Origin of the sequence: Microbispora sp. CA-102843 (genome assembly GCF_050936215.1) — a bacterium.
Classification (GTDB): Bacteria; Actinomycetota; Actinomycetes; order Streptosporangiales; family Streptosporangiaceae; genus Microbispora.
This window is the reverse complement of record NZ_JBNJNF010000001.1, coordinates 5,666,464-5,677,019: the sequence shown is the minus strand read 5'-3', so window position 1 is coordinate 5,677,019 and position 10,556 is coordinate 5,666,464. Positions and strand designations below refer to the sequence as shown.

Sequence of the window (10,556 nt, the reverse complement as noted above, 5' to 3'; positions counted from 1 at the left end):
GCAGCTGGAGAACCGCCACTGACGGCGGCGAGGCACACTCGCCGAGCTCATCAGGCGAGTCGGCGCGGGGAAATCAAGTCGGCGTCCGGGTCCGTCACCGCTACCGTTGCCGACCGGCTCAACCGTGAGGCATGGCTGCGCGCCTGTCGAGCTCAGGTCGGTGGGCAACGACGCCGGAGCCGAACCCCTTGCGGGTGCCTGCCGGCTGGCCGATGCTGGAGTCCCCCGACCACGTTACGCGCCGCGCCGGTTAACAATGCCTGCCAGTTCTTGGACTCGGTGCCCTGCCCGGCCGCTCATTGAGTCGACCGGTCGCTGACCGTGTGCTCGCCGGCCGCGGCAGCGACGCCAAGCTACAAGCCCGCTCATGGATCTGGGCTACGGGAGCTGGCGGGTGAGGCCGTCCTCCAGGTAAGCAGTCTGCCCGGTGTCTGCCACCGAGATCGCCGCGTTCATCCTTCGCGCCAAGCCTGGCGGCAGGAGCTTGTCCAGGTCCGCGGGGGGAATGAATGCATATTCGTCGAGTTCCTCGGGCTGCAGACGTAGCGTCGCGATCTGGGAATCGGTGAGCACGCCTGCGTTGAAGACGAACATCAGCCCGGCGTCCCAGGGCGGTGCTGGTGGCACCCAGTCGACGCATGCGAGCTGAACCACCGGCGGCGCGATGCCCAGTTCCTCCTGCAACTCGCGTAGCAAGGTACTGACGGGGGACTCCCCTGCCTCGACGATTCCGCCGGGGATCTCCCAGTCGTCCTTGTAGACCGGGTGCACGACAAGCACCCGCCCCTCGTTGTCTCGGAGCAATGCGCCTGCCGCGGCACGAAGGCGCGGTACGGAGGCGACGTAGGCCAGGTAGGACGCGGAGTCGCTCATGACGGCTCCGACACTATGAGCCGCGCATGATCTGGTGCCGGGGTATCTCCAAACCCCACCCGGAGGCAGCTCGTACACCACTGGGCGGGACGTCACCCGCCGGCAGGGAAAGACGGCGTGTCGCCTCCGGACTGTTCGTACCCTGAGCCGGTGCGTACCGGTTCTCTCGACACCCGTTTGATCGTTGTCCGCGGGAACTCCGGCTCTGGGAAGACCAGTGTCGCCCGTGCCGTGCGGGCGGCCTATGGCCGCGGTCTGGCGCTGGTCAGCCAGGACGTCGTACGGCGGGATCTGCTGCGGGAGCGGGACGTGGATGGCGGCGTGAACATCGGGCTCATCGACACGATCGTCCGGTACTCCCTTGATCACGGATACCACGTCCTGCTCGAAGGCATCCTCACCGCCGGCCGGTACGGGGCGATGCTGCGGTCCCTGCGCCGTGACCACGCCGGGACCAGCGCCTTCTTCTACCTGGACGTGTCCTTCCCGGAGACGCTCCGGCGGCATGACACCCGCCCCCAGCGGTCGGAGTTCACCCCAGACCAGATGCGGGAGTGGTATCAGGAGCGCGACCTGCTGCCGGACGGGTGCGAGACGGTCATCGGAGAGGACAGTCCGCTGGAAGCGTCGGTGCGGCAGGTACTGCGCCAGGCACGCCTGACCCCAGCGCAGACCAGTGACAACGCCAGACGATGACGGCCGCCTCGATCGGAAATGATCCCCACCACAGCGCTGTCCGATCTCGGAAGCTCTGTCGCCGCAGGTCAGAGACCCTATAGCCGGTGCGGGTGCCAATCCGGTCCCATGCTCCACGCGACAGCCCACCGCCCGGCACAGGCTCAGCCGTCTGACCTGCGACTGCAGGGGAGGCAACCGAACCCGTTTCCGCCGTATTCCGGTGCCACCCCACGTACGGGAGATTCTCCGCGTCTGCGACAAACTCGGGATGCCCTGAACGGCATTGCTACCGCTCATCCTGGGCCGGGAGGATGCCACCCTGGGAAGTGACGATGAGATTGGTCGTGCTGATTCTTCCGCTGCCCCTCGCACGGTGATTCGACGTCCTGGCTACCTCAGTGCTGAGCCGCAATAGTGACCTCGGCCAGGAGCCCCTGATGATGGCCGGGGTGAGCAGCGTTCATGACCTGCGGAATGAGGACGTAGGCCGTCGGGACGGTAGCACAACGGCCAGGACCGTCCTGCTTACGGGAGCGTGCCTGCTCACTCTGACCGAAGACGACGGCGAACCAGGAGTCCGGCGCAAGCGGCGAGAGTGATCACAAGACCGGTGAGCACGTACATCCGCCCGTCCGGCCCGGCCTCGCCACCGCCTCCGGTCGCGGCCCCGCCTACCGGGGTGGTGTCCACCTCCTGCGCCGCCGCGATCTCCTCGTCAAGGTCGTCTTCGTCCGAAGCGGCGGCCCGTCACGGTGGCCGTGACGGTCCGGGTCGGCTTCGGGCTGGTGGTGGCGTCGTCCGGAGTGGGAGTGGTGCTCGTCTGACCGCCCTCGGCGACGGTCAGGGTGTAGGTGGTCAGAGCGGCCGCGTTCCGCACCTCGCACTCGATCAACGGTGTCGTGGGTGAGGCCCCGATGTTGATGGCGGCCGGCCGCACCCTCGCCGTGCCCGCCTTGGACGAGGTCGTTTTCAGGCTGACGGTCTCCGGAATCGGGATGGTCCGTCCGGCGGCGACGCTCACGGGCTCGCTCACGCCGGTGGCGGATGTCAGGCCCTCGATCCCGGTAAGGGCCGCGTACGCGTACAACTTGACGCTGCCGGGCAGTCCGGCGGCGGGCGCCCGCAGTTCGCTGCCGTCGATGTACCTTCCGCTCCAGCCGATCGACATCTGCTGCCCCGCGGTGGCGCTGTCCGGCATGGTCAGCTCAACGTTGATCTTCACGTCTTGCGTCTCGGTCGCGCCATCGGTGGTGCACTCGTACTCCACGACCTCGGCAGCTACGCGCAGGCTCCGCTCCGTGCTGAACGGGGCGGCGTGAGCCGGCTGGCTCGCCAGCGCCAGGCAACCCGCAAAGACGACCGAGACCACCGCATGGATACGCAACGCAGGCTCCTGCAGCGCAACATGATCAGCGAGAACACCCGCGAAGGTGTCGCTGCCGCCGAGGCCGCCGGCAAGACCCTGGGCCGCCCCAACGCCCTCGACCCGAGCACGGCGACCGCCATCATGGCGGCCTACCGCCAGGGCGCCGCCGTCAAGGCCCTGGCCCGGCAGCACCGGGTTGCCCCCAAGACCATCCGCCGCGTCCTCGACGCCGTCGGCGCCCGCGAACTGCGCTCGTCATGCCCCGCCTCGTGATCGACGAGACGCCCTTGGCTGTGCGCGTCTCATCCAATCTGAGGCTCCGTAGCTCAGCGCCACCCCGTACCTCAAGTTGACGAGACAGGGCACCTTCGCCAACGGCGAGTAGGGGGCAAGGTTCCTCCGCGGCTTGAAGCTTTTTCTCCATCCGGCTCAGGACCTCGATCCCCTGGTCAGCACGCCCGACATCATCGCCGACCGCAATGCGAGACAAGGAGATTTCATGGCTGACGACCTGTCAGAGCCGCAGATGTTCCCGATGGCCCGTGCGGCGCAGCGTCCGTTCGATCCGGCACCGGAGCTGGGCCGCCTGATCGAAGAAGCGCCGGTTTCGCGCGTGAGACTGTGGGACGGCAGCACCCCCTGGGAGGTCAACCGTTACGAGGATGCCCGTGCGGTGCTCGCCCGGTAGCGCTCGGGCAGCCGGTCGAGGATCTCGCCGGGGCCGTGCGGGATCGGGCGCGGCCGCCTGCTCGGTCACAGCGTGCCCCCGGTCGGCGGCTGCGGCGGGAGGAACCCGGCCAGGCCCCGGGCGAGCTCGGCGCGCACGGCCTCGACCTGCTCGGGCGAGGGGATCAGGGCCCGCACGCCGACGGCGACGTCGCGGCGCAGGGCCTCGGCCTGCTCGGGCGACGGGAGCGCGGCCGCGAGCTGTTCCAGCCCGGGCCGCAGGGATTCGGCGAGGGCCCGGGCGGGCCCGGCGAGGTGGTCGGTCACAGGGGCCAGTCTGCCCCGCCGGCGGACGGCCGACCTCGAGCACCTGGGGTCCCAACAGAGGCCCGGTCAGGCGGCGGGCCGGGTGCGCCTCGACGGCCGCGGCACGTAGCGCAGCCCGGCCCGGGCCTGCGACAGAGGACCGGGCGCGCGGCGCAGGTGCCGCGCGACCTCGGGCCGGCAGTTGGGACACGGCACGGCCCGATCCCCGCGGTTGTCCACCCAACCAGCGGACCACCCGACGTGCGTGCAGGTGCACGACGGCCAGGGGCATGGAACACGCATCGCTCGACACCTCCACTACATGTGTAGTGGATGGTCAGAGTTTTCGCAGGTCACACCTTGTCGGGCCTTTCCTGTCCTGCGCGCCCGAGCTCGCCGTCGACCTGGCGGCCCTCGGGCCCTGCTCGATCCGCTGGCGGGCAGGTGTGCGCGCCGGCCCGGTCGAGGCGGTCGGGCGCAACCGCAGGCGCTCGACCCACAGCGGCCCCCGATGCACGGGGCGAGGGACGAGGCCCCGGGCGGCGATCGGCCCCGGCCCGCTACGGCGAGCGGCGAAGTGAGCCGATCGTGAGGGCTTCCAGGTCGCCGTCTACCTCGTCTATGCGGGCCTGCGTATGATCGGCCGGTTTTTTCGACGCCGGGCACCGCGTGGGCTGGGTCGCAGGCGACGAGGTCTACGACGGCAACCCGAAGCTGCGAACCGCACTGGAAGAGCGCCAGGTCGGCTACGCGCTCGCCGTCGCCTGCTCACATGAAGCCACCACCAGTGCAGGGAAGTTCCGCGCGGATGCCCTGGCCGCGAAGGTGCCCAAGCGGGCCTGGCAGAAGCTGTCGGCCGGGGCCGGTGCCAAGGGGCACCGCCTCTACGACTGGGCCGTCATCGACCTGGCCGAACCCCGCCCCGGCAGCCGCCAGCTGCTGATCCGCCGCAACCGCACTACCGGCGAACTCTCCTACTACCGCTGCTTTTCACCCGACCCAGTGTCCCTGGCCGCCCTGGTCCGCGTCGCTGGATCAAGGTGGCGGGTGGAGGAGGCCTTCCAATCCGGAAAGGGCCTGGCCGGACTCGACGAGCACCAGGTCCGCCGCTACACCTCCTGGTCCCGCTGGGTCACCCTGGCCATGCTCGTCCACGCCTTCCTCGTCGGTGTCCGCGCCGACGAACACGCCCGGCACCCCGCACCTGACGGGCTCATCCCGCTCACCTGCAACGAGATCCAGCGGCTATTCACGACGCTGGTCGTCGAGCCCGTGCACGACGCGGCCCACCGGCTCGTCCGGCGACGCCGCCACCGAGCCCCAGCCCGAGCTAGCCATTACCGACGACAAGCCGCGAATCAGACATAAAGATCACGATCTACGGCTGGAGTACTAGCTAGACGGACCAGATAGCGCGTCCCATGCGGTCAGGGAAGTGACGGCGGCCCTCGACCCGACCGGTTTCCGGCGTCGCCGTACAGTGTGCTGTGAGCGCAACGGCGGCGTGCTGTGCGGGCACGTCGGGATCGACGAGCCACTCGATCGTACCGGCGGTTTGCGCTCACAGAGGTTAGCCATGACCGGACTCAACGTCACCCAGAAATTGATCGGCGCCCACCTCGTGGACGGCGTGATGACACCCGGGGAAGAGATCGGGCTGCGCATCGACCAGACCCTGACGCAGGACGCGACGGGGACGATGGTGATGCTGGAGCTGGAGGCGCTCGGCCTGGACCGGGTTCGCACCCGGACATCAGTGCAGTACGTCGACCACAACCTGTTGCAGACCGATGAACGGAACATGGCCGATCATCTGTTCCTGCGTTCGGCCTGCCACCGCTTCGGGGTGTGGTACTCCAGGCCCGGTAACGGCGTGTCGCATCCGACGCACATGCAGCGCTTCGGAGTTCCGGGCGCGTCGATGGTCGGCTCTGATTCCCACACCTGTGCCGCCGGATCGCTGGGCATGCTCGCCGTCGGCGTGGGCGGTCTGGAAGTCGCCATGGCGATGGCGGGGCAACCGCTGTACCTGACGATGCCAGAGATCTGGGGAGTGAGCCTGACCGGCACGCTCCCGCCGTGGGTGTCGGCCAAGGATGTGATCCTGGAGATGCTGCGCCGTCACGGCGTCGAAGGCGGGGTGGGCCGGATCATCGAGTATCACGGACCGGGGCTGGCCGCGCTATCGGCGATGGACCGGCACGTCATCGCGAACATGGGCGCGGAGCTCGGCGCGACAACGTCCGTGTTCCCCGCCGACGAGCAGGTGCGCGCGTTCCTCGCCGCCGAGGGGCGCGCCGGCGACTTCGCCGAGATCCTTCCCGATCTCGGTGCCCGCTACAACGTTCGCGAGGAGATCGACCTGTCGGTCCTCGAACCACTGATCTCCGCGCCTACCTCGCCGGGTAACGTCGTCCCGGTACGCCAGGTCGCCGGCGAGGACGTTCACCAGGTCGTGATCGGCTCCTCGGCCAATCCGGGGTTGCGGGATTTCGCGATCGTCGCCGCCATCCTGGCGGGTCGCCAGGCGCATCCTCAGGTGTCGGTGGACGTCAATCCGACCTCGCGGGAGATCCTCGCCGACCTCACCCGCATGGGGCCACCCTCGACCTGATCAGGGCCGGCGCGCGGCTGCACCAGGCCGGATGCATGGGCTGCATCGGCATGGGGCAGGCGCCCGCGGTCGGCCGCAACAGCCTGCGCACCGTACCGCGTAACTTCCCGGGCCGGTCGGGAACGAAGGAGGACTCGGTGTGGCTGTGCTCTCCAGAGACGGCGGCGGCCGCCGCGCTGACCGGGCGCATCACGGACCCGAGGACGCTGCCCGACCTGCTGGGGATCGAGTATCCCGCCCTGACGTTGCCCGCGCGGGCCGGTGCGCCCGAGGGCATGTTGGAGCCGCCCCTCGCCCCTACCGAGGCGCGGCGGGTCGAGTTGGTCAAGGCGTCCAGCATCGGGAGGCTGCCCGACTTCGATCCGTTGCCGGACCTGCTGCGCGGCCCTGTCCTGATCAAACTGGGCGATGACGTCTCCACCGACGAGATCCTGCCCGCCGGGGCCCGTGTGCTGCCCTTGCGCAGCGACATCGCACGGCTCGCCGAGTTCACCTTCGGCCAGATCGACGAGGGCTATCCCGCCCGAGCACATCGAGCCGGATCGCATGTCATCGTCGCGGGCGCCAACTATGGTCAAGGGTCGTCTCGCGAACACGCCGTGATAGCACCCCGTTACCTCGGCCTGCGCGCGGTGATCGCGAAATCCTACGCCCGCATCCACTGGCAGAACCTCGCCAACTTCGGCGTATTGGCCCTGGAGTTCACCGACCCGGCGGACTACGACCGCATCGGCCAGGGCGACGAGCTGTCCCTGCGGGACCTGCGGGCCGCGTTGGAGAGGGGCGGAGACATCGTCGTACGCGACACGACCACGGGCGCCGACGTCGTCGTCCGCCACCGGCTCTCCCCCCGCCAGATCGCGATGGTGCTCGCCGGTGGGCAGATTCCCTTGATCAAGGCGCAGACCGCGATGTGAGGACGCGCAGGGTCTCCGCAGGCGAGGAGGAACGGACGGCGAGCGCCAGTGATGTCAGCTCATTGACCATCACACTGTGTGGGTCGGAGCGGCCCTCCTCTCGCGCTGATCTTGTCGAGGATCCGCAGCGCGGTACCCCAGGGCTGCCTGCCAACCGCATAACTCTGCAGGGCCCGGACGATTGTCGCTGCGGGATCAGCGCCGAACATGCGTGACTGCGGCCCACGGCGGTGCTCGCCCTGTGACCACGGCGACTACCTACCAGGGCAGGACGGCGCCGCGCAGGCAAATCCGCAACCTCATGATTCAAACCCGAACGCGCCCTAGCTAGTCGCGCGTGCGCAACGTCTGTGAGAGCGCGTCGACGGTTACGCCCACAATGGCCAGGAGCTGCGCCGGGCTCGCCCCAGCTCTGCTCATGACGGCGAGAGACTGGTTCACGGCCGCCACGTGTTCAGCGAAGGCCTCGGCGTCCTGGTCGGTCAATCGGCCGGCCTTCAGTGCGGCGCGTAGACGCAAGCGCTGGAAGCCCAGCGCCTCCTTCGCGTGTGCCGCAACGCTCGGGCTCAGCACCGGGATTGCCATGGCCGATTGGGCAACCAGGCATCCATCCGGCAGTTCGGGATCGGCGATGCGTTCGAGGGTGACGTCGAAGAACGCACGAACGGCTGTAAGGGGCTCCGAGGCTGCACACGACAGGGCGGCGTCGTACTTTTCGCCGTAGCGCGCGGCATAGCGATCCAGGCAGCGTAGGAAGAGCGTGTCCTTGTCGCCGAGCGAGGAGTAGATGGAGCTGCGGTTCAGGCCGGTTGCCCGGGACAGATCGTCCACTGACGTGTCGGCGTAGCCGGCGCGCCAAAACTGGATCATCGCGGCGTCAAGTGCCGTGTCCATGTCGAATTGCTTCTTGCCTGCCACGTGGCACTTCCTTGCCGGTGTGTCGATGTCTCGGGCTGCGCTGCGCACCATCCTATCTTGAACCAATCAGTTCAAGATGTGCTAGCGTCCAAGCATGGTCATGGCCGGGCTTGTCCCACACTTCGCGACAGCGCGACAAGCACACCACGTGGTCCCAGCCGCCGCCGTCGTCCTCATCTACACCGTCGTCATGGCCGGCGGGACGCTGACCATCCCGCTCTACGTCCTGTGGGCGTCGAAGTTCGGCTTCGGACCCGTCACCACCACCCTCGTCTTCATCGCCTACGTCATCGGAGTCGTCGGCACGTTGCTCGTGTCTGGTTCACTGTCCGACGCGATCGGTCGCTGTCCCGTCCTCGCGCTGGCGCTCGCGCTCACAGCGCTCAGCACCCTCGGATTCGCCCTCGCCAACAGCCTCACCATCCTGCTCATCTCACGGGTCGTCAGCGGCGCAGCGACCGGCCTCATTACCGCAACAGCGACGTCGTCGGTCGCGGAAATCGTGCCCGGCCGAAAGACCGCAGCTGTGCTGGCCACTGCCGCCAACGTCGGCGGCCTGAGTCTCGGCACCATCGCCGCGGGCCTGCTCGCGCAGTTCGTCCAAGCGCCAACCCGCACCGTGTTCTGGTGCTACCTGGTCGTCTGTGCCGTGGCGAGCATTGCCTGGCTGGCAGTCCCCGAGACTTCAGATCGAAGGACGGGTTGGCAGCCTCGCATTCGCCGACCGGCACTTCCCCCCGGCGCGAGCCGGGCTCGCTCGTTTCTCGCCAGCGGTGTGCTCGTCGCCGCGTCCTCCGGTGTGAACGGCTTCTTCTCGTCTCTGGCCCCAGCGTTCCTACGTGACGACCTGGGCATATCGAACCTGGCCGTCATCGGCGTGGGCGTCGGAGCCCTGTTCATCAGCGCACTGCTGGCTCAGATCATCGCACCACCGGCCATCCTTCGCCGGGGCAGCTGTCGGGACTCTGCTCCGCCACGGCCTCGGCGTCACAGACGCACTGCGCGATCCGGCAACCGGGCTGAGCTCAGTGCGACGTATTTCCTGTTCGTCTATTCCGGGCTCGTCGTCCCCGTCCTGCTACTGGGCTTCATCGATCAGGCCGTCGGGACCCGGATTTCGAGCACCGCGCTGGCCGCTCTGGTCATCTGTACCGCGCTCGTGGGCCTAACCCTCGGGCGAAGCACCGAACCAGCACACCTAACACCGATGGAGGATCCCCGTGACTGACCCTGCGACCAGCGCTTGGCACGTCTGCGAAAGTAACCCTGTCCGCGACCTGCCCCTGCACGACCTGGCGGGATTCACTCACCGCTGGGTCGACGCGGATGGCGTCCGCCTTCATGCCGTCGAAGGCGGCCAGCCGACCGGCCCGGCCATTGTCCTGCTCGCCGGATTCCCGCAAACCTGGTGGGCATGGCGAAAGGTCATGCCCAGCCTCGCCGGCCGGTTCCACGTCATCGCGATCGACCTGCCGGGTCAGGGCCACTCCGAGCGTCCGGAGCGCAGCTACGACACGCACACGGTCGCAGCGCACGTCCACGCCGCCGTGAAGGCTCTCGGAGTGTCGACTTACTGGCTGGTCGCCCACGACATCGGCGCCTGGGTCGCTTTCTCCCTCGCACTCAAATTCGAGAGCCAACTGCGCGGGGTCGCTTTGCTCGACGCCGGAATTCCCGGCATCACCCTCCCGGAAGCGATTTCCACCGACCCGGATCGGGCGTGGAAGACCTGGCATTTCGCGTTCCACCTTGTGCCCGACCTGCCCGAGACGCTGCTTGCCGGCCGCGAACGGGACTACGTCGGCTGGTTCCTGAAAATGAAGGCCCTCTCTCCCGACACGTTCGACGACGCCGAGCTCGACCACTACGCAGCGGCCGTCGCCGTCGACGGTGGCCTCCGCGCTTTCCTCGCCTACTACCGAGACGCCGCCGAGTCGGCGCGCAAGAACCACGAGGCGCTCAAGCGGCAGCACCTGACTGTGCCCATCCTCGGAATCTCCAGCAGCCATGGCTCCATCCCGGACATGGCGGCCTCCATCAGCCCATGGGCCGACGACGCCACCGGAGTCGTCGTGCCGGACGCTGGACACTTCATCCCCGATGAGCAGCCCGAAGCCGTCGCTGCCGCTATAGCCGATTTCATCCTCGACGGCGACTGACACCGGTCAAACCTGCCCGACTGCGCACCGCCCCGGTCCGCGCGAAGTCACGAGCGGCC

General features: G+C 68.4%; 12 protein-coding genes and 1 pseudogene. 8 read left to right on the top strand and 5 right to left on the bottom strand.

Annotated features, from left to right (window positions below; all coding sequences use genetic code 11):
* Positions 1-378 precede the first annotated feature (378 nt).
* Positions 379-873: an NUDIX domain-containing protein gene (locus tag ACQEVJ_RS26390; RefSeq protein ID WP_433105460.1), complete on the bottom strand. Its 495-nt coding sequence runs from the start codon at positions 871-873 to the stop codon at positions 379-381.
* Positions 874-1,023: 150 nt separating this feature from the next.
* Between ACQEVJ_RS26390 and ACQEVJ_RS26385 the strand changes: the two genes are divergently transcribed.
* Positions 1,024-1,569 (top strand): kinase, encoded by a 546-nt coding sequence (locus ACQEVJ_RS26385; RefSeq protein WP_433105459.1) that lies wholly within the window; start codon positions 1,024-1,026, stop codon positions 1,567-1,569.
* A gap of 697 nt (positions 1,570-2,266) precedes the next feature.
* On the opposite strand, the gene ACQEVJ_RS26380 is transcribed toward ACQEVJ_RS26385, so the two are convergent.
* Positions 2,267-2,935, bottom strand: coding sequence for a hypothetical protein (locus ACQEVJ_RS26380; protein WP_433105457.1), 669 nt, complete (start codon positions 2,933-2,935; stop codon positions 2,267-2,269).
* Between ACQEVJ_RS26380 and ACQEVJ_RS26375 the strand changes: the two genes are divergently transcribed.
* Both ACQEVJ_RS26375 and ACQEVJ_RS26370 read left to right on the top strand, forming a co-directional pair.
* Positions 2,924-3,190 (top strand): hypothetical protein, encoded by a 267-nt coding sequence (locus ACQEVJ_RS26375; protein WP_433105455.1) that lies wholly within the window; start codon positions 2,924-2,926, stop codon positions 3,188-3,190. The genes ACQEVJ_RS26380 and ACQEVJ_RS26375 overlap by 12 nt on opposite strands.
* A 133-nt stretch (positions 3,191-3,323) precedes the next feature.
* Complete coding sequence (locus tag ACQEVJ_RS26370) at positions 3,324-3,605, top strand: hypothetical protein (protein ID WP_433105453.1); 282 nt, start codon at positions 3,324-3,326, stop codon at positions 3,603-3,605.
* Positions 3,606-3,670: 65 nt separating this feature from the next.
* On the opposite strand, the gene ACQEVJ_RS26365 is transcribed toward ACQEVJ_RS26370, so the two are convergent.
* Together ACQEVJ_RS26365 and ACQEVJ_RS26360 are read right to left on the bottom strand one after the other, a co-directional pair.
* The gene (locus tag ACQEVJ_RS26365; protein WP_433105451.1) at positions 3,671-3,910 is read right to left on the bottom strand and encodes a hypothetical protein; all 240 of its coding nucleotides are present in this window, start codon (positions 3,908-3,910) and stop codon (positions 3,671-3,673) included.
* Between the two features lie 66 nt (positions 3,911-3,976).
* Positions 3,977-4,129, bottom strand: a complete 153-nt coding sequence (locus ACQEVJ_RS26360; protein ID WP_433105449.1) for a hypothetical protein — start codon at positions 4,127-4,129, stop codon at positions 3,977-3,979.
* 408 nt (positions 4,130-4,537) lie between these two features.
* Here ACQEVJ_RS26360 and ACQEVJ_RS26355 point away from each other — a divergent pair.
* From ACQEVJ_RS26355 to ACQEVJ_RS26345, 3 genes and pseudogenes are all read left to right on the top strand, one after another.
* Positions 4,538-5,257 (top strand): annotated as a pseudogene (locus tag ACQEVJ_RS26355) (IS701 family transposase); the annotation flags it as partial.
* A 67-nt stretch (positions 5,258-5,324) separates the two neighbouring features.
* On the top strand, positions 5,325-6,503 hold the full coding sequence (locus tag ACQEVJ_RS26350; protein WP_433105447.1) for an aconitase family protein: 1,179 nt from the start codon (positions 5,325-5,327) through the stop codon (positions 6,501-6,503).
* Positions 6,504-6,538: 35 nt separating this feature from the next.
* Positions 6,539-7,420 (top strand): hypothetical protein, encoded by an 882-nt coding sequence (locus tag ACQEVJ_RS26345; protein ID WP_433105445.1) that lies wholly within the window; start codon positions 6,539-6,541, stop codon positions 7,418-7,420.
* Between the two features lie 327 nt (positions 7,421-7,747).
* On the opposite strand, the gene ACQEVJ_RS26340 is transcribed toward ACQEVJ_RS26345, so the two are convergent.
* Positions 7,748-8,338, bottom strand: coding sequence for a TetR/AcrR family transcriptional regulator (locus ACQEVJ_RS26340; protein ID WP_433105443.1), 591 nt, complete (start codon positions 8,336-8,338; stop codon positions 7,748-7,750).
* 94 nt (positions 8,339-8,432) lie between these two features.
* On the opposite strand from ACQEVJ_RS26340, the gene ACQEVJ_RS26335 reads away from it, so the two are divergent.
* Entirely contained in the window at positions 8,433-9,566 is a 1,134-nt protein-coding gene (locus tag ACQEVJ_RS26335; protein ID WP_433105441.1) for an MFS transporter, read from the top strand.
* Positions 9,559-10,497 carry an alpha/beta fold hydrolase gene (locus ACQEVJ_RS26330; RefSeq protein WP_433105439.1) on the top strand — a complete coding sequence of 313 codons (939 nt, stop codon included), beginning with the start codon at positions 9,559-9,561 and terminating at the stop codon, positions 10,495-10,497. The genes ACQEVJ_RS26335 and ACQEVJ_RS26330 overlap by 8 nt, the downstream gene beginning before the upstream one ends.
* The last annotated feature ends 59 nt before the right edge of the window (positions 10,498-10,556 follow it).